The sequence below is a fragment of the Pseudofrankia coriaricola genome (assembly GCF_001854805.1).
In the GTDB taxonomy this organism is placed as follows: Bacteria; Actinomycetota; Actinomycetes; order Frankiales; family Frankiaceae; genus Pseudofrankia.
On record NZ_MBLO01000008.1, the window covers coordinates 13,702 to 32,369 of the forward strand.

Below are 18,668 nucleotides of genomic sequence, written 5' to 3' on the forward strand. Positions count from 1 at the left end.
TCAACGGGCACCATCAGGCCGAGCAGGGCAGGGGCCGCCTCGACCGGAGATAAACGTTCGCTACTCCGCCCAGAACTGGCACAGGTATTGCTCCATCCGCTCCGGTACCTCCCCGGAGGTGCCAAGGGCCTCTCGCGCTTCTTCCCGTCCACGGGAGTGGACACGGCCGTGGTAGGTGCCGGGGCCGCCCAGCTCGAACGCCTCTTCGGACTGTGTTCCACCGGTACCACTCAGGTAGACGTTTCCTGTCGTGCAGGAGAACGCGACGTCCGCGTGGGCTTCCCAGTCGTCTTGCTGGGGCGGCTCCCCGCGCCAGAGCTCCAGCCGGACGCCCGCGACATGGTAGTTGACGTTGCTGGCGATGCTGATCCAGTCCAGTCCTGTCCGCACGAGTTCGTCATCGGCCGGAGCCTCGGGTGGGACTGCGCCCTGTGGTAGGGCGGAGTCGAACCATGCCTCGCCCTCATCTTCGATGTAGAAGATGCTGTAGTCGACCTGGACGGAGTCGCTGCGGGACGTCAGGAGCTTGGAGTCAGCCACCGGCGAGCATCCTTACTGGGCCCAGGCCGGGGCGCCGCCGCGAGAGGTGCCGGTGTTCGCGGTGGTGCCGCGCCGGTGGGTGGTTGAGCGGACGTTCGCCTGGCTGGGGAAATACCGCCGCCTGTCCAAGGACTACGAATACCTGACCGCCACCGCCGAGAACGCCATCTACCTGGCGATGAGCATGATCCTGCTCCACCACCTCACCGGCACGCCACCTTCTCAGACATCCTCTACTCGCTCAGCAACGCCCCTGGTCACAGGCACGGGCCGACTTTTGGCGCGCCACAGGTCCCAGCACCAGCCGCGCATCCTTTCACCCGCCTGATGTCACGGATCGACGGCGGGAGCCTGGTAGTTACCGTATAGTAACGGTGGTGCAACGGTAACATAATCTGAGGTGTTCAGGTTGGGATTAGCCAATCCATGTGAGTGGTGGGCCGACATCCGTCGAAGTTCGGTGTGTTCGAGACAAGGAGCTATACGAGTGACAGCGAAGCCGACCGTGGGCCCGCTCGTGGGCGCTCGATGAACAGACTGCTGGCCCTGGTCGCGGCCGTTGACGAACGACCCAGTCTCGAAGAGACCGACGCGATCCTGGAGGAATTGTGCCGGATGCGACGCGACGACGCGACCCAGAGATTGATGGACGCTCTGCTCGACTACCGAACGCTCCTCAGCAGCGCGACCACGTGAAAAGCGGGTGGCTCCGCATGTCGGCGCTGACCGCGAAGCCACCCGCACGGTTTTCCAGCTACTGCTGCTGAGACGACCCGAAGGGCTGTCCCGGCGCCTGCTGGCCGGCCTGCTGAGACGAGAATCGCTCGCCCCGCCTACGCTGTCCGCCCTGCTGCCCGCCGACGCCGACCAGCTCCTGTAGACGGGTCTCCACGTACCGCTCGCTGTGGTGCGACTTGTCCGCGATCCGCTGCACCAGGTCATTCACATCACGGGCGGAGTCGAGATCCGCCGTGCTCACGTGCGCGAACTGGTCGAGAATGTCGTACCGGGTCTGGCGCCAATTCTCGCGCAATTCCTGTTCGACCTGCTGTGCCTGCTGCTGTTCCATCTCGTCACCTCTCTCCCGGATCGAACTTCCTTGGACGAAACCTACATCTTCGAGCGCCCGCGCCGTCAACCCCGCCGAGGAAAATTCTCTGCCTGTAGTTAGCGGATCGTCAATATGCTGACAAGTCGGACAGGCGAGGAATAAGGTTCGGCGCGGCGCCGTACCGCGTATCCGCGTGAAGGGTGTAAGTATGCGGTTTCGCTGGTCAGGCGGCGTGTTGACATTCGTGGAGGAGGCCGCCGAGGCGGTCGATGCGTCTGAGTCGATGCGTCTGATCGGGCCACTCGGATCGCCGGACGAGGTCGTCGGGTCGGGGATGTCGAGGTCGAGGCCGCGGTGGCGTCCGAGCCGTGTTGTAGTGCTCGACGTAGATCGACAGGACCTGTTCCGCGTGGCGCCGGTTCCAGATCAAGATCCAGTCGAGGCATTCGGCGCGTACGGTGCGGACCCAGCGTTCGGCGTAGGCGCTCGCGCGGGGGGTGGGGTGCAATTGGACGGTGCGACACGAGGTCGCACACTATGAGTAATCTACTCGAAGCGGAGGGTCGATGATCGACGGGTAGGTTCGGGTACGTACTCAACACCTGTCCCCGCTCTCGGCATGCGCCACGGACGACTGCGCTGTGGGGTGTGAAGCCCGAGAGGAATCCCAAGAGCCGGCGATCCATCCGTTGGCGACAGGAGAGGGGAAGTCCGGAAGGGTGAATAAGGTGAACCCCCGAGTAAGCCTCGTCATTGCACGCCCCGGTGGTGGGAAGTCTTTCTGGGGTAGATGGGTTGGCCGCTGAGATGCGGCAGTGCCGGCTTCTGTCGTCTGGGAGCCGGGAGGGCACCACGACCCCGGGGTACAGGGGGCACCCGACGCCGGACGCATCTCGTAGGTGCGGAACGTGGAAAACGTGTCACGGTCCGGCAGGAACGACCGCCTGCCGGTAGGCCGCAGTGCGGAACTCCGTGGCGGGAACAGGACGGCTCAAGAAGCGAAMGGCGGCAGCCGAAAGGCGACGGGAAAGGCAGGTGTGCATGGCTGGACCTCCGGACACGGTCTGCGGTGGCTCTTGGGGTGGTGCCGCCAATGGGGTTATCGCAGCGGTGACTCGTGCGTGTCGCGGCGGATGTCGTTCGCGGTGTCTGGCGGGGTGTCGTGGATGACCAGGGTTGTCCACAGCCCGTGGAGATCATCGACATCGAGACGTTCACCCAGACACAACAGCTCCTCGCCGCCCGAGGACGAGGCCCCGGCGACGAGAAACGACCGCGCACCCGCCAGCCCTACGCCCTCAGAGGCTCGCTCTACTGCGGCGTCTGCGACCGCAAGATGCAAGGCCACACCGCCCGAGGCGTCGCGTACTACCGCTGCCGCTACCCACAGGAATACGCCCTCGCCAACACGGTCAGCCACCCCACCACTGTCTACATCCGCGAGGACGCCATCCTGCCCACCCTCGACAGCTGGCTCGCCCGCGCCCTGGCGCCCCCACGACTGTCCAGGACTCTGGACACGATGCTCGCGGCCCAGACCCGCACGACATCCGACCTCGCCCTCGAACAGGCCCGACGGGCGATCGAGGACAGCAACGCCAAGCTGGCCCGCTACCGAGCCGCGCTGGACGCGGGAGCCGACCCCACGGTCGTGACCGGCTGGATCGCGCAGGCCCAGGCAGACAAGACCGTCGCCGAACGCGACCTCCGCCAGGCACGACAAGGACAGGAGCGACAGCTTACGCGCGAGGAGATCAGCGGCCTGGTCGAGACCCTCGGCGACGTAGCCGCGGCACTTGCCGAGGTCGAGCCGGTAGAGAAGACAGATCTGTACCGCCATCTGGGCCTGCGGCTGACCTACCAGGTACGAACCAACACGGTGAAGGCCGACCTGAAGATCGACGAAACCTACCGTGGGGTAATGGATCGTGTCCGAGGGGGGATTCGAACCATTACCCCACCGCCGGTCACTCTCACCGGTGAGCTCGTTCTCCCAGGTCATCCCTGAGGAGCGGGGCGGGCCGGACGCTCATCAGCCTTGGCTGTCGAGTATGGCATGTCGGCGCCGCCCCCGAAGCCGGCGCACGCGGACTGGCTGCCCCGCATGCCGGAGAGGCGCGCACGGCCCGCACATCGCTTGCCGTTCCGGCATGCCATGATCGCGCTGGTCGCGCCGGGCGGCCGACAGTCCGGGGGTGGCGTTCATGGGTCGCTGGTGCGTCAAGTCGGATGAGGAGCGCGCTGGGTGGGCTCTGGCTCCGCTTGTGGGCGTCGGGCCGCTGCGTTTCGGGATGAGTTCCGATGAGGTGTCGTTGGGTGTCGTTTCTTCCTTCAAGACGGACGCCGGGAAGGTGTTTCGCGACGTGGGAGTGACGACGTACTACAGCGGCTCCGCCGGTCTGGCCGGTGTCGCTGTCGACGCCCGGGTCGGCCCGCAGGTGACGTTGACGGCACCCCGCTGGTCGGGCGCGTGCCGTCCGAGCTCGAGCAGTGGTTCGTCGACCAGAGCGACGCCCGGAAGATTGAGCTGAGGTTTACCGCCAACGGCGATCCGGCATTGCCCGATCTTGGTCTCGTGATGCGCGTGCAGCGGGCGGGCGACGTGCTCCTCACCCGGCTGCTCATCCTCAGTCACGAGTGGAGGATGAGCCCCGACGATTGCGTCCCCGAGTCAGAGTGGCACACGTGGGACTCCTTCTGATGCCCCGCCCGCCCGCCAGCGGGCGGTGTGCCGGCGCATCTGAACAGACTCGGCCGCCGCGCTCCGGTCTCCGTCGACGCCTGTCCGGCGAGCACGGCGTGCCAGCACCGCGCACAGCCGTCGCGAGGCGCGGCCGACCTGCCTTGATCTGCGGCTTACGTCAGAACGGAGTCGCCAGGGTGCGGCAGCACTACGTGGGTTCACGATCGTTGAACTCGCGAGCGGTCCTCCCGCCTGCCGCCCTTTGCACCTGCCGCTTCGGCTGTCGCCTCGGGCTCCCCTGGAAGCCTGTTGTCGGGATAGGCGCATTCTGGCACCGGCGATCAGCACAGGTCGACCCAATAGGCGCTCTCAACGGCCAGCCACACACGTGCTTCCGGAAATAATTAAAGGCCAGCGGGGCTGATCAAAACGGTTCTGTTGGCCTGCAAGAACTACTCAGTGTGAGCGTGGGGAGGGTTGGGCTCGAATCCGCGACCGGAGGATTATGAGTCGAGGTTTCTGGCGGGTTGAGGCATTCTCCGTGGCTGTCGCCGCGTATCGGCTGCGGCCGGATTGTGCTGTGCTGTCGAGACTTCTGGGCCTCGGGGCTAGCCGGGAGTCCGCTGCCCGTGCCGCGGGCGGCCTGCCCGTGCCGGCCGGTGCCGCGCTTTTCGGCATCAGAACGGCGTCAGCCCGTCGGTCACAATACGTGATACGCGGGTCGAAAGATACGCGCTGTTGGACGCCCGCCTCGATCGCGCATGATCCGCATGGGCAACGCTCCGTGAGCAGCGCCAGGCGAGGACATGGGGCGCAGCCACGCAGCCACGCAGCCGATCAGGTCGGCGTCAGGGCAGGAGTTCGATCGGCCCGTCCAGGGCCGCCCGGCCCCTACACTCTCGTCGCCCAGCTTGCCTTCACGTGAACACGGACGCCGGCGCGGCCGTTGGTACCTTGAGCGTCCGCCCCGATGCCACGCCGCGTCACGGAGGTCGGACGCGATGCCGTTGGTTGCGCACCGTTCGAGGTCGGCGCCGCAGTCGTGACGTCTGGTCGGGGGACAGAGCGCCCAGGTTGGCCGCTTCGCCGCGGCTGATCTGGGTGTGAGCGTGACCGCGGTCTACTCGTTGCCGGCGTTGACGCCCTCGTCTGCACCCAGCCGTTCGCGTAGGAGGCGGGCTGCGCGGCCGCGGTAAGAGTCGAGGACGTCGACGAGGGCCGCGCGGACCTCCGGGTCGGGATGGTCGGCGAGGTAGGCGAGGTCCTCGGCGCCGCCGCGGCGGCGGCTACCGAGCGCGTACAGCGCGTCGATGATCTCCTCGGGCGTGACGGCCGCGCGCAGGGCCGCCATCAACTCGGGTTTGCCCGGCGACGCGAGGTCCGGGTCGCGCCGGCGGATCCGCGCCGCGCCGAAGACGCCGCGCGGCAGGCACACCGGGCAGGAGCAGGGCCGCTGGCCATGCGCGTCCGGCTGATAGCGTCAGCCGACTCCCCACGGCGCGCTCCGGATGTGCCGCACTTCGCCGGCGAGAATCCCCCGGGGGACGAAGATCTCCCAGCCGCGCGGATCGGTCAGAGCGCGAACGACCGCCGCCGCCTGGCTCGCGGGCAGCATCTCCGGCTCGGCGTTGTACCGGCCGACCGCCACCGGCTCGTCGTCGGGGATCCGCGCGTGCACGCCGACGAACGGTCCGGCGTGCCACCGCCGCAGTTCCCGCGCCCACTGGTAGGTCAGCGTAACGCGGGTCCGGTCCGCCGCTGACGCTCGTGGCGCCGGTTCAGAAAAGCTCGGAGCCACCCGGGCCGCCGTCAATATCGATGCAACCAGCGTTGATCAGTTTGCCCGGTCGCCCCGTGTCCCGTGGACGCCACTCGGGAGTCAGGCAGGAGGCGCTATATCGGCAGTCGCCAGGTCCTGCCGGGGTGCGAGCCGGGGGCAGCGCGAGCCGGTCGCGCAGGAGCCCCTTGGCGCGCCAGGCGGCGCCGATCCGGTGGCGGGTCAGCAATTGACCCAGTCAGGGACGGGACGCTGGGCACTGGCCGATCGCGCCGCAGTCGCCGCCGCGACGGGACTGGTGGCGCTGGTCGCCGACGGCGTCGTCTGGACTCGAACCCTGAACTCGCCGGTTAAAAGCCACCCAACCCGGATGTCGTGCCGTGTCCTGGAGATCTGCGTGAGGCCGCGAAGTTCAATGATTTCAGGGGTTTCCGCGCCGCGGCGGGTCGTTGGGTGCAGGCCCGTGTCAACCTGTGGTGGGGCTTCCGCGACCACATACCGACCACAATGATCTTGCTCTTGCTCCGGTTGGAGTCGAGGATTTGGCCTCTTCGGCCACCGGCCTGCCGACGTAGCTGACTACGCATCGTGAGGCATCGGAGTGTGGGCGATCTTGCTATTCCCCAAGAGCTGCGAGCAGGTAATTCCCAGGTGCCGTGTGCCGGGTCTGCTGGGAGGGGAGGGGCGGGGTTCAGACGGCCAGGGTGATCCCGTGGTCGGCGGCTCGTTGGTCGGTTTCGCGGAGCAGTGCGCTACGCCCGGAGGCGGCGACTGTGACCGCAGGTCGCGTAGCCGTGCGATGGCGCGGGGTGCCGGGTTGGTTGCGATCAGCTCGACGACGTCGGCGAACTCGGCCGCCGCTGCGGCGGCGTCGCCGCGTAGGGCCAGGGCTTCGACCTTGAACGCCATTGTGAGGCCTGGACCGCGGCGGGCGTGGCCGGCGGCGCGGGGCACGGCTTGGTCGACTGCGTTGATGGCGTTGTCGTAGTCGCCGTGGGCGATTGCTAGCTGTGCCTGGGTGCCGCCGAGTGTCGAGGGTGGCCAGAACAGGTCGGCGCTGGCCGGGTCGTCTGCTGTGGGGCGCCAGCGCCTCCTCGCGCGGCTCGAAGTCGCCCTTCGGAACGACCAGGTGACGTCGTCCTTACGCGCCCAGAACGGCCCACCTATGTGACCGAGAAGCACCTCCGGCCCGAGGTCGGCGGTCCGGTAGAGCATGAGACCGGCGCTGTGTCGGCGCTGTGGCGGAGTGTCTGCCTCCAGGGGGCGCGGTTGGCGTGTTCACAGGTCGGGGCCTGGTTGGTCGGTGAGGCGCCGGGCCAGTTCGGTGCGGCCGCGGACCTGGAGCTTGCGGTAGACGCGGGACAGGTTGGCCTCGACCGTCTTGACGGACATGAACAGCGTGTCGGCGGTCTCCCGGTTGGTGCGGCCGGCGGCGGCCAGCTCGGCGACGCGCTGCTCCGTGACGGTCAGGTGCGTCGGCGCGGTGCGTAGCCCGACCCGGCCAAGCTCCGCGACGGTGCGGTCATGCCAGCCGCGCGCGCCCATGGCGGCGAACTCGGCGGCGGCATGTTCCAGATGGCCGCGGGCCGCGGCCTTGCGTCTCGCCCGGCGGGCGACCGCGCCGGCGACCAGCGACGACCGCGCCCGCTCCAGCCTGGGTTCCGCCGCCTGGGCGACGACGGCGTCGAGCAGCGCGCCCGCCTCGCCGAGCTGGCCGCGGGCGGCCAGGATCATGGCGTCGCACCGGTCCGCGAGGGCCCTCGATGCCGGGCGCTCCAGCGCGGTGGCCTGCTCGCGCAGCAGCGCCGCGACCGCCGCGGCCTCGTCGGTCTGACCGCACGCCAGCGCCGCCTCGACGAAGTCGCCGTACCAGGGCCACATCCCCGGCTCGTGCAGCCCCATCGACGCGCCGAGGTCACGCGCCTGCCGCAACGACAGCAGCGCCGCCGCAGGGTCGGCATCCAGCAGCTCGACCAGGCCGCTGACCGCCAGGGCCGGAATGAGCAGGAACTGGTCACCGTTCGAACGGGCGCCCTCGACGCCGCGCGCGGCCGCGCTCCGCGCCCAGCGCAGGTCGCCGCGCGCGGCGGCGGCCAGCGCCGCGACCCACCACCACCAGTGTCCTGGCTCTGGGCCCGGCCACCACCGTTCGGCCGCTCGAACCGCCCGGTCGGCCTCGTCGAGGCGCCCGGCCCGGACCGCGGCCTCGATCAGGAAATGGTTCAGCAGCGGCAGTGAGTCGTAGTCGCCGTCCGCCTCCGCCTCCACGAGCAGCACCCTGATCCGTCGGCAGGCGTCGTCGGCGTCCCCCCGGAAGAGCTGCCGCCAGGCAGCGATGACATCGGGCCGGTAGATGTGCACCATCATCCGTGGCCCGGCCGCGGCGGCTGCCTGCGCCCGCGCCAACGTCTCGTCGGCGCTCGGCTTGCCGAGGAATCCCTCGACCATGCTCTGCCATGTCAGCATGGCGACGTGGACGGCGCCCAGGCCGTGCCGGCTCGCGACCGCCGCCGCCCGCGCGCACTCCAGCACGCTGGCCTCGGGCTCGCCCGCGAGGAACAGGGTCCGCGCGAGTCCCGCCCGCAGGTCCGCGCTGACCGGCACGTCGTCGGACAGCCGCGCCAACAGGTCCTTGTGGCGGCGCACCCACCGGGCGGGGTCGTGGTGACCGGTCATCTCCGCGAGCCGGACGAAGGCCTCGGCCTCCTCGGCGGCGGTCGGTGCCGTCCGTTCCAGCCGTTCCAGCAGCGTCTGGGCTCGTGGGTAGTCCCCGGCTGCCAGGAACTGGTCGGCGGCGAGCAGGGCCCGGCGCCGGCTGGCCGCCGGGTCGGGTTCGGGAGTGAGGCCGAGCGCGAGCTGGGCGAGTTCGCCCGCCGTCCAGGTCGCGCCGCGGGCGGCCGCCCCGGCTGCCGCCGCCTCAAGCTCGGCGGCCAGCAGGTCATCCGGCTCGTCGGCGGCGAGCGCGAGGTGGCGGGCGCGGTAGTCGTCGCCCTGGGTGCCCAGGGATGCCAGCCGGCCGTGGACGCGGCGGCGCTCGCCGCCGGTGGCCGAGCCGTAGAGCACCGTCGCGTACAGCGGATGGCGAAACGTCAGCGACCCGTCGTCGCCGACCTCGACGATCTCGTGGTCGCGGGCCGTGGCGACGGCGGCTCCGATGCCCTCGACGGCCGTGAGCTGGGCGAGCGTCGCGGTCGTCAGCCGGCCGCCGGCGGCGGCGTACAGCAGCACGTCGCGCACGCCAGGGGGCAGCCCCGCCAGCCGCTGCCCGACGAGCGCCCGCAGGGACTCCGGCACGGGCAGCGCCAGACCGGTGGTGGCCGCCGCGCCCGAGCCCGCCATCGCCCGCAGGAACTCCAGCGCGAACATCGGGTTGCCGCCCGACGCCTCGTGGACCAGCGTGATCACGTGAGCGGGCGTGGCCACCCCGAGCCGGGCCCTGACCAGGTCCGCCAGCGCGAGCCGGTCGAGCGGGCCGACCACGATCTCGGTCACCGACCCGGGCAGCGCTCGAACGAGGTCCGCGGCCAGGGACGGTTGGGTGGCGGGCGCCATGAAGCGGCCCGCGCTCAGCGACCACGGGTCATCGGCCATGGTGGCGTCGGTGAGGGCGTCGTCGGCGAGGAGACTGGCGGCGCTCGAGGCGGGCGGCCCGACGACCGGCGGGAGCGTGGCGGGACGCGCGCCCCCGATTGGCAGACGCCGGTCAACCGGGATCAGCCCGTCCACCGAGACAGGAGAGCCGGGCGGCGTCGCGCGGACACCGAGCAGGGTGACCAGCGGCAGCCCGGCCTCGAACCGGCGCAGCGCGAACACCAGCGCCTGCGCGGTCGGCGCGTCCAGCCACTGCGCGTCGTCCACGACGAGCGCCAACGGGCCGTCGGCCGCCAGCAGCTCCAGCGCGGTCAGCGCGGCCAGATAGACCCCGAGCTGCTCCTGGCCGTCCTCGGGCGGGTCGTCGCGCAGCAGAGCCACGTCAAGCGCCCGCGCCCGCGGCGCCGGCAGCAGGGGCCGGATCTCGGCCAGCACAGGCCGCAGGAGGTCGTGTAGCGCGGCGAACGGAAGCGCCTGCTCGGCGGCCGCCGGCGACGCGTACAGCAGCCGCCGGCCCGCCGCCGCCGCAAGCTCGCGGGCCCGCGAGAGCAGCGCGGACTTGCCGATACCCGGCGGGCCGGAAACCAGCACCGACGCCGCGCCGTCGGTTTCTCCCAACACCGACCGCAGCCGCTCGACCTCGTCCAAGCGCCCGACGAGGTCCGTTTGCTTGACGTCCACCCCGCCACCCCCGCCAAGTATCTCGCGCCGCGGGCCGGCTGGGCCCCTGTATCGCGGTTCGTTCTTCCGCCGGCCGGCGCGGCCGCGTCCCGCTCGGTCCCGGGCCGGCGCCGCCGGGACCCGACTGCCGATTCCGGGCCGCCGCGGCGCGCGGACGCAGTCCTCAGACGGTCCACCGGGCGGGCGAAAGTGACGGTCCACGCGTGACAGGCCGACGTATCGAGGGTGTTCCCCGATTCCTCCCCGGGGGCGGCGGCCAATCATATATTCCCGTACAGCGATCAACACCGTCTCCGTCCGAGTTCATCCGGCCGCCGATAGTTGCTTTTTTCGTTGGGAATGTTCGTAGCAGCTTGTTCGCCGCCACCACTTCTGCAATGTGTCGAAGCTGTCGCTCGACCGCGATGTTTTGACAGTCGCCCGTCACTGGCGTCTCGGGGAGCTGCCATGCCTGTGGACGATGCTGGCCTCCCACCGGCCATCGTCGATGGAACTGAAGGCCCGTTCGTAGGGCGCCAGACGTCGTTCGACCGGCTGGGCTGTGCCTTCGCTCGGGTCCGCGCGGGTTCGCCGGCGATGGCGCTGGTCGAGGGTCCGGCAGGCATTGGCAAGACCGCGCTGGTTGCTAGGTTCCTGGCCAGGACGGATGCCCGGTGTGTGCTGCGAGCCAGCGGCGAAGAAGCCGAGATGGGTCTGCCGTTCGGCGTTCTCGACCAGATCTGGGCGGCGGCGGCGTCGATCGCCGGCAGTCCTTCGCGTGCCGGCGGGCCTGAGGTCGACCCGCTGGTGGCCGGCGCCGACCTGGTCGAGCTGCTGGGCGAGGCGCAAAGCGCGGGTCCCATGGTTCTTGTCGTCGAGGACGCGCACTGGGCTGACCGGCTCTCGCTACACGCGCTCGCATTTACCCTGCGGCGGCTCCGGTTCGACCGGGTCCTGACCCTGGTGACCGTCCGCGACGTGACAGCCCCTCAGCTTCCCGACGGGGTGCGGCGTCTGCTGACCGGGGACGACGCGGTGAGAGTGCGCCTCGCCGGTCTGGACACCGGCGAACTGCGCGTGCTTGGCGCACGGCTCGGCTGCCGCCCGATGTCCCGGCGAGCGGCCGAGCGCCTGCGTGCGCACACCGAGGGCAATCCGCTGTACGTCCGGGCGCTGCTCGACCAGGTGCCTGCCGACGCGATCGCGGACGTCGACACCCCGTTGCCCGCGCCGCGTTCCTACACGATGCTGACGGTGGCCCGGATGGCTTCGTGCGATCCCGACACCGAGGCACTCGTCGGTGCCGCCGCGGTGCTGGGTGTTCGCGGTCCACTCCAGTTGGCGGGGGCGGTCGCCGGGCTCAGCGACCCGCTGCCGTCGTTGGAGGGTGCGGTTCAGGCCGGGCTGCTGGTCGAGCACGCTGGCGACAGGACAGTCGGATTCCCGCACCCGCTCACCCATGCCGCTGTCTACCAGCAGCTCGGGCCGGTCCGACGGGCCGAGCTGCACGCCCGGGCCGCCAGCCTGACCGACGACCAGGCGACCCGCCTGCGTCATCGTGCCGCGGCGGCGAGTGGGCCGGACGCGCAGCTCGCCGCCGAGCTGGCATCGCTGGGCCGCCAGAAGGTCCACGCCGGAGCCTGGGCCGCGGCCGCCAACCATCTCGTGGCCGCCGCGGGTCTCGTCTCCAGCCGTGCCGACCACGAGCAGCTGAGCCTCGAGGCCATCGAGTGTCTAAGCCTCGCCGGTGAGGTCGTCGATCTGGACCGGGAGACGGCCCGCGTGCGGAGCTTCCGCGAAAGTGGATGGCGTAGTTACCTGCTGGCTCGGCTGTCCATGTCCGCGGGCCGACTGCGGGACGCCGAGGAATGGCTCACCGACGCTTGGGCGCGATGCGACGTCGATGCCGACCCGGCACTGGGCGCCCGCATCGCTGGCCAGCTGGCCTTGATCCACAGCGGGTTACTGAGACTGGACAAGGAGTATGCCTGGGCGATGGAGGCCCTGCGGCTGGCGCCGGAACAGACCACGACCGACATGATCCACTGCCGTCCGCTCTCCAGCCGCTGTCGCAGCGGCCTCGGGGAGGAGGCCATCGCGTCCGTCGCCGACTTACCGAGCCCCGCGCTGGCATCCGTCGCGGACCTCGACAGGCTGCTTGGCCGGGCCGAGCTGCGCCTGTACACCGACGACCCGCTCGGAGCCTGCCGAGACCTGGCCGGCGTCGTCGCCGCCGGTCACGAACGGTCGGCGGCGTTCCAGATCTTCGCGACGGGAACACTGGCTCTCAGCGAGTACAGATCCGGCCACTGGGACGACGGGGCGGCGCACGGCGCCCTCGCGTTGTCTCTCGCCATCGACACCGAACACCATCTGGCGCTCTACTGCCAGGCGATAGCCGCCTTGGTGCCAGCTGCCCGTGGCGACTGGGCCACCGCCGAGGAGCACACCCGGATGTTGACCGAGAGCGGGTACGCTGGCCCGGATCTGGCCGTCTCGCTGGGGCGAGCCTGCCTTGCCCACGCCCGTGGGGACACCGCGGCAGTCGTCGATGCGCTCGTACCCCTGATCCAGCCGGATCCGCCCAGCGTCGGCGAACCCGCCGTCCTGTTCTGGGTCTACCAGGTCCTTGACGTGCTGCCGGCGCTCGGCGACTACGCCCAAGCGGATGCGATCCTTCGCCCTTTCGAGGAGCTCGCGCGCGGTCGCGCCCGGCGTTCCGCGATGGCGGGAGCCGCCCGCGCCCGCGCCGCCCTGGAAGCCTCTCGCGGGAACACCGCCGCGGCAGACACGAGCTACCAGGCCGGGCTCGGCTATGTCGCCAACCTTGCCCTTCCGTTCGACCGGGCGCTGCTCCACCTCAGCTACGGCGCGTTCCTACGCCGCGGCGGACAGCGGCGAGCGGCCTCGAAACAGCTCGACGCGGCCCACGACGTCCTGGCCGGCCTCGGCGCACGTCCCTACCTGGAGCAATGCCAGCGCGAGCTGAGGGCCTGCGGGCTGACCCCTCGCGATCGCCGCGACCACGACACTTCGATCCTCACCCCGCAGGAGTCGACGGTCGCCCGGCGGGCCGTCGACCTGACCAACCGTGAAGTCGCCAGGGAGCTGTTCATCAGCGTCAAGACCGTCGAGTTTCACCTCCGCAACATCTACATGAAGCTCGGCGTGACCAGCCGGATGCAGCTACGGGAGAGGCTCGGCGAGCGGCCCTAGGGTGCCAGGACTCTGGCGGGTGGCGCGAAAACCAGGGCAGGCCCCAGTGCCCGCCCTGGGGCGAACCTGGGCGGGCGCGGCCTAGCGTCGTCCTCCAACACCCTCTGCCTGGGCGGGGGCGACATGCGATTCACGGTCGAGCTGCACCAGACCGGCAGCGACGTCGAGGGAACCGTCACCTACGAGGGATGCGGAGAGCCACTCGCTTTCTACAGCTGGCTCAGTCTCCTGCGTGTCCTCGAGATGGCGGGTGCGCTGGCGGAGAGCCAGCGACAGGACCAAGCCCAGGGACAAGGCCGGACCGAGGGCTCGGCAATCCCACCGGGCGGGCCATCGCGGGCCGACCGGAACTCGACGTGGACCGATGACGATGCATCCGGGAGGCCGCAGTGACCCCGTACCAGCCGGTGGTGGCGCCAGGCGAGACCTGGCGGTCTGGCGGGCACGACGATCAGGGTGCGCAGGCCTTGCTGTCGTCCCCGTTCGCCGCCGCCCGTGTCGCTGCCGCCCCCTTCGGCGGAGTCACCGAGGCTGGGCAGGAGTCCCTCGGACACACCGCCACCACCGATAACCAGTTGTGGCTGGCGAGCCCGTTCGACGCCGGGCTGGCGACCTACGACGAGGCCGAGCTGGCGGTCGAGGCATTCCGAGGGCTGGTAGCCGAGCTGGCGGACGAGGAGTTCGACAGCGCGCTGGAGGCCCTCGCCGAGGAGGCCGCGGCCCGCCACGTCGGTGGGGCGGCGAGCTGGACCGGGCAGTCCGAGGCTCCGTCGCTCGCGGAGATCGAGGTCGAGGCGTGGATGTCTGCGGTCGCGGCCAAGGCGGACCAGATGCTGGCGCACCTCGAGGAGCATTTCGGCGACCGGACGCCCGGTTCGATCGCCGAAGGCGAGATCGAGATCGCCGCTGGCCGGACCGTCCCCGCCGCCGGCGAACACGGTGACGAGGACGAGGACACTCTGGCCGACGCGACCGAGGAGTTCCTGGGAAAGCTGGTCAGAAAGGCCGGCAGGCTGGTGAGTTCCGCCGCGAAGGTCGTCGGCACACTCCATCCGGTCGCGGCGCTGTTCCGCATGCTGCGTCGGCTCGTGCGTCCGCTGCTCAGCCGGGTATTGAAGTCGGCTATCGGCAAGCTGCCGCCATCGGTGCGCCCCATCGCCCAGCGGCTGGCCGCTCGACTCACCGGCGCGGGCGCTGGGAGCGGAGCCGCCAGCGCCGCCGGTGACATGGGCAGCGGGGCGGCGGCCTCGGACGCCGCCTTCACAGGTCGCGCCGCGGCCAACACCGCCGAGGGCGACCCGGCCGTCTTGGCAAGGGCCGGGGCGGCACCTGCGAGCGCCGCGGGAACGGCGGCGGCCACCGGTGCCTCCGAGACGGAGGTGTTGAGCGAACAGTTTGATCTGCTCCTCGCCGAGGCGGTGCTGGCGCCAGGCGAGGCCGCGGTCGATCGCCTGCTCGGAGAGGCCGAGGACGCGGACGCCCGGGCCGACGCGGCCCGGGCATGGGTGGGGGCGGGGTCGGAGAGCGGGACAATCGCGGCGCTGGACGCGGCCCGCGCCCGGCTGACCCGCGAGCTCACCGAAGTCGCTCCGGGCGAGGCACCCTTCACGCAGCTGCAGCAGTTCATCCCCGCGGCCCTGCCGGTGCTGCGGATCGGTCTGCGGCTGGCGGGCAGGGACAGGGTGGTGAACTTCCTCGCCGCGCGACTGGGAACTCTGATCCAGAACCACGTCGGTGTCGACGCGGCGCGGAGCCTGGCGCGACACATCGCCAGTGCCGGGCTCGGGATGTTGGGCCTGGAAGCCGAGTCCGGCCAGTTCGGAGCGTTCACTCCGGGAGGCGTCGGCCTGGCGGCAGACCCGGCGACAGGCATGGAGGCACTGGTCGCTGCCCTCGAGGACACCATCCGCGAGGTCGCGGCGCTGCCGCCGGCGTCGCTGGCGAACCAGCTGCGCCTCGACGCGGAGGTCCAGCGGGTTTTCGGCGAGTCAGTCGCCCGCCACCTGCCGCGCCAGGCGCTGCGCAACGACCTGGAGGGGTTCGAGACCGCCGGTGAGGGCGGAGTGTGGATCGTGATGCCGCGCGCGAGCCGCCCCGTGTTCCGCTACAAGAAGTACAGCCGGGTCTACCCGGTCCTGATCACTCGACCGCTGGCCCGTGCGATCCTGCTCGCGGACGGCGCGACGCTGGAGCGCCAACTGCTCGACTGCGGCGTTCGGCAGTGGCCGGTCGCGGCGGAGGCGCACCTCTACGAGGCGCTGCCGGGCACGAGGCTCGGCCATCTCGCGGCCTTTGAGGCGCTCGGTGGCGACATTCCGGCCGCGGCCGCCGAGCTTGCCGAGGAGTTCGAGGAACTCACCCCCGCGGTGGCCGCGCTGCTCACCGCCGAGCCTGGCCTCGGCCGCCCGTCGTCCGAGCATGCCGGCCCCGCCGCGGCCTATCCAGGGCGCCGTTACTACCGGATCACCAGCCCAGGTGGGCAGCGGCTGGCGAGGCAGCGGCGCCGGCGCAAGCGCATCGCGCTGCGCCTCGATGGGAACCGAGTCCTGCGCGTCCACGTCCGGCTCAGCGAGCGGGAGTCGGGAGCGGTCGCCGGAATGCTGGCCCAGAAGTCGCATGTGCGGGTCGTATCCCTGTTCCGGGAGCTGCTCGGCCCGCCGGCGCGATCCTACGTTGCGGCCTGGCTGGGTCGACCGGGCAGCCGTCGACCCGCTGGGCTGCCGCTGCCGGCGCAGCGCGCCCACGCCCTGGCCACCCATCTCGCGGAGGCTGTCGTCACCGGGGTTGCCGGTCAGCTGCCGGCCGCCGCGGCCCAGCTCGCTCAGGCCACACGAGACCCGGCTCGCGGGGTGACACTGACCTTCGCGTTCCCGTTCGCCGACGCGGGTGCGCTGGCGAACGGCACCCCCGGTGCCCCGGCCCTCACGATCCGGCCGGGGCGCTACCGTGACTGACGCGATCACCCGTGTCCGGCTGACTCCGACGATGGTCACCAGCGCGGGGCCCGCTCCGGCCGGCACCACCGCGTTCGCCACTGCCGCGTTCGCCACCGACCCGCCCGTCGGCGCCCCATCGGTCACCGACCCGGCAGACCTGGCGGCCCGCCGGCAGCTGGCGGCCGAGGTGGCGCACTGGCAGCAGGCGGCCCACACGCTCGCCGACCTCGACTCCGTAGCCGCTCCCGAGGCATGGGCGGGCCTAGAGCGCTACCTGCGCGCGAAGGTCCGTGACCAGCTCGGGGCGGTAGCGGCGGCGATCGGTCTGGAGGCGACCCAACTGCGGCGCCAGATCGACGCGGGCGGCGACCCGGCGGCCCTGCGTCCACAGGTGCTGCGCCTGCGCCGTCGTTACCTGCAGGCCGAGACGGTGCTTGACTTCTACGGGGACGCCGTGAGCACGAGGGCGAATCCGCGCACGGCCGCCGTCCTGCGCGGCCTGGACACGATCGCGGGCGACAGTCTCGCCGTGATCCTGCGTCCGCTCGGCATCGAGCCTCCACCGGTGCTGGTGTACGTGGACAAGGGGCTCGGCGCCTCGATTCTGCGCGCCGGCGTTCGGCTCTGGGACCAGGCCCATCCGTCCCCGGCAGCGGCGATCAAGATCACTCGACACAACCTCGTCCACCCGACCGCACTGTTACACGAGACCGGTCACCAGGTCGCACACCTGACCGGCTGGACCGGGGAGCTTGCGGACGCGCTGGGAACGGCCCTCGTCGGCGTCTCGCGTGAGCTCGCCGCGACGTGGCAGGGCTGGGCCAGCGAGGTCGCCGCCGATGTGCACGCCTTCGCTCAGGCCGGCTGGGCACCCCTGCCGGCGCTGGCAAACGTGGTGGACGGGACCTCCGCCGCGGTGTACCGGCTTCTGCCAGGTGACCCACACCCGTTCGCGTGGATTCGGGTGATGTTCAACGCCGCGCTGTGCCGGAGCTGGTTCGGCGCCGGACCGTGGGACGGCCTGGCCCGCATCTGGTGGAGTCGCCACCCCCCGCATCGCGCGCCACCCGAGGCTGCCCGGCTGGCCCGGGCCAGTATCGACGCGCTCGGCCTGATCGTGGACGTCTGTACCCGCCAGCCGATGGCGGCATTCGGTGGCCGGCCACTGGCGGCCGTGGCCGACCCTCGGATTGTGTCGCCCGCGGCTCTGGCAGTGTTCGCGCGGCAGGCCGGACCGTCGCTGCTCACCTCGACATACCTGCGCCGGATCGCCTCGCTGCGCATCCTTGCGTGGCTGACTGCCAGCACCGCGTCCGCCTGCTCCCCGCCGTTCAGCGTCGGGCCGACCAGCCTGGGGGGCGGTGGCGCGTCAGGCACTGGTCGCGCGGGCGTCGACGACGCCCGCGACGAGGCACCCGGGGCTCATAGCGCACGCCTGACCCGCTGGCTTTCCGATCTCGGCGCCGACGGATCGGGCCTCGCCGGGGCTGGTTAGAACCGCCGAACGCCCAAGACCGACAGAACCGCCAGCACGACGCGCGCGGTTCACGACCAACCCGGCCCACCCCGACCAAGGAGATCAGGAGATCGCACTGTGGTACACCCACAACCGCCGGCCGGCGCCGCCTCCTCGCCATCCCCCGGCGATTCTCCCCCGCTATCCCCGGCGGCGGCCACCGGAGCCGAATCGGCCGAAGATAGAATCAAATCTCTGGCGCAGGACCTCGCGGACCTGCGCCAGAGGATGGATACGGAGTTGCCGACAGGCTCCGGAGTCGGGGCAGGAACGCGAAGCGGCGCCGAGCCCGGAGCCAGGAACGCCCCCAGGTCGCCGACCTTTCCGTTCCCGGTGGTCGACCCTGAGGCGTTCCGCCAGCAGGAGCTGACCCGGCTGCGTTACGAGGTCATCGCTAGTCTGCTCGGCCGTGAACGCTTCGCACTGCCTTTCGCTCCCGCGGACAGGAGGCTCCATCGCGGCGGCGTCGAGACGATCGACTTCTCCGAGGAACTCGGCCAGGGTGACTACGTCAAGCTTCAGGAGAATCCAAAATCCCGGCCGGTGAGGGCCGATCTCGAATCCGACGGAAAGACGGTGCGCGTGCCTCCCCACCTCGTGCGGAAGTCACTCGAAACGGTAGAGATCTATGACTCACAGGATCATCTGATCAAGCTGGGCCCGAAGTTTTGAAAACCGACGGAGGCACGTCAGGAGCC

At 70.8% G+C, this 18,668-nt stretch carries 14 protein-coding genes and 1 pseudogene; 9 read left to right on the plus strand and 6 right to left on the minus strand.

What is annotated here, in order from left to right:
• Nucleotides 1–60: 60 nt before the first annotated feature.
• A complete protein-coding gene (locus tag BCD48_RS02015; protein ID WP_071046518.1) occupies nt 61–540 on the minus strand; it encodes a hypothetical protein in 480 nt (159 codons plus the stop codon).
• 37 nt (nt 541–577) lie between these two features.
• On the opposite strand from BCD48_RS02015, the pseudogene BCD48_RS45265 reads away from it, so the two are divergent.
• Nucleotides 578–745 (plus strand): annotated as a pseudogene (locus tag BCD48_RS45265) (transposase); the annotation flags it as partial.
• A gap of 323 nt (nt 746–1,068) precedes the next feature.
• Nucleotides 1,069–1,236, plus strand: a complete 168-nt coding sequence (locus tag BCD48_RS51905) for a hypothetical protein (RefSeq protein ID WP_198543039.1) — start codon at nt 1,069–1,071, stop codon at nt 1,234–1,236.
• Between the two features lie 58 nt (nt 1,237–1,294).
• On the opposite strand, the gene BCD48_RS02030 is transcribed toward BCD48_RS51905, so the two are convergent.
• A complete protein-coding gene (locus BCD48_RS02030; protein WP_071046521.1) occupies nt 1,295–1,609 on the minus strand; it encodes a hypothetical protein in 315 nt (104 codons plus the stop codon).
• A gap of 205 nt (nt 1,610–1,814) precedes the next feature.
• Entirely contained in the window at nt 1,815–2,099 is a 285-nt protein-coding gene (locus tag BCD48_RS45270; protein WP_241841451.1) for an integrase core domain-containing protein, read from the minus strand.
• A gap of 681 nt (nt 2,100–2,780) precedes the next feature.
• On the opposite strand from BCD48_RS45270, the gene BCD48_RS02035 reads away from it, so the two are divergent.
• The gene (locus BCD48_RS02035) at nt 2,781–3,599 is read left to right on the plus strand and encodes a recombinase zinc ribbon domain-containing protein (protein ID WP_241841452.1); all 819 of its coding nucleotides are present in this window, start codon (nt 2,781–2,783) and stop codon (nt 3,597–3,599) included.
• A gap of 462 nt (nt 3,600–4,061) precedes the next feature.
• On the plus strand, nt 4,062–4,292 hold the full coding sequence (locus tag BCD48_RS02040; protein ID WP_083418053.1) for a hypothetical protein: 231 nt from the start codon (nt 4,062–4,064) through the stop codon (nt 4,290–4,292).
• A gap of 1,102 nt (nt 4,293–5,394) precedes the next feature.
• Here BCD48_RS02040 and BCD48_RS02045 read toward each other — a convergent pair.
• From BCD48_RS02045 to BCD48_RS02060, 3 genes are all read right to left on the minus strand, one after another.
• The gene (locus BCD48_RS02045; protein ID WP_071046523.1) at nt 5,395–5,709 is read right to left on the minus strand and encodes a hypothetical protein; all 315 of its coding nucleotides are present in this window, start codon (nt 5,707–5,709) and stop codon (nt 5,395–5,397) included.
• A gap of 45 nt (nt 5,710–5,754) precedes the next feature.
• A complete protein-coding gene (locus BCD48_RS02050; RefSeq protein ID WP_071046524.1) occupies nt 5,755–6,072 on the minus strand; it encodes a hypothetical protein in 318 nt (105 codons plus the stop codon).
• A gap of 1,257 nt (nt 6,073–7,329) precedes the next feature.
• Entirely contained in the window at nt 7,330–10,323 is a 2,994-nt protein-coding gene (locus BCD48_RS02060; protein WP_071046526.1) for an AAA family ATPase, read from the minus strand.
• A gap of 447 nt (nt 10,324–10,770) precedes the next feature.
• On the opposite strand from BCD48_RS02060, the gene BCD48_RS02065 reads away from it, so the two are divergent.
• The 5 genes from BCD48_RS02065 (at nt 10,771) to BCD48_RS02085 (ending at nt 18,642) form a co-directional block, all read left to right on the plus strand.
• A complete protein-coding gene (locus BCD48_RS02065; protein ID WP_071046527.1) occupies nt 10,771–13,518 on the plus strand; it encodes a helix-turn-helix transcriptional regulator in 2,748 nt (915 codons plus the stop codon).
• 123 nt (nt 13,519–13,641) lie between these two features.
• Nucleotides 13,642–13,911, plus strand: coding sequence for a hypothetical protein (locus tag BCD48_RS02070; RefSeq protein ID WP_071046528.1), 270 nt, complete (start codon nt 13,642–13,644; stop codon nt 13,909–13,911).
• The gene (locus BCD48_RS02075) at nt 13,908–16,472 is read left to right on the plus strand and encodes a hypothetical protein (RefSeq protein WP_071046529.1); all 2,565 of its coding nucleotides are present in this window, start codon (nt 13,908–13,910) and stop codon (nt 16,470–16,472) included. The genes BCD48_RS02070 and BCD48_RS02075 overlap by 4 nt, the downstream gene beginning before the upstream one ends.
• Nucleotides 16,465–17,949, plus strand: a complete 1,485-nt coding sequence (locus BCD48_RS02080) for a hypothetical protein (RefSeq protein WP_071046530.1) — start codon at nt 16,465–16,467, stop codon at nt 17,947–17,949. The genes BCD48_RS02075 and BCD48_RS02080 overlap by 8 nt, the downstream gene beginning before the upstream one ends.
• Nucleotides 17,950–18,303: 354 nt before the next feature.
• A complete protein-coding gene (locus BCD48_RS02085) occupies nt 18,304–18,642 on the plus strand; it encodes a hypothetical protein (protein WP_071046531.1) in 339 nt (112 codons plus the stop codon).
• The last annotated feature ends 26 nt before the right edge of the window (nt 18,643–18,668 follow it).

Coding starts and splice junctions, on each gene's coding strand:
- BCD48_RS02070 (WP_071046528.1), top strand. CDS start 13,642: ATGCGATTCACGGTCGAGCTGCACCAGACCGGCAGCGACGTCGAGGGA.
- BCD48_RS02065 (WP_071046527.1), top strand. CDS start 10,771: ATGCCTGTGGACGATGCTGGCCTCCCACCGGCCATCGTCGATGGAACT.
- BCD48_RS02030 (WP_071046521.1), bottom strand. CDS start 1,609: ATGGAACAGCAGCAGGCACAGCAGGTCGAACAGGAATTGCGCGAGAAT.
- BCD48_RS51905 (WP_198543039.1), top strand. CDS start 1,069: ATGAACAGACTGCTGGCCCTGGTCGCGGCCGTTGACGAACGACCCAGT.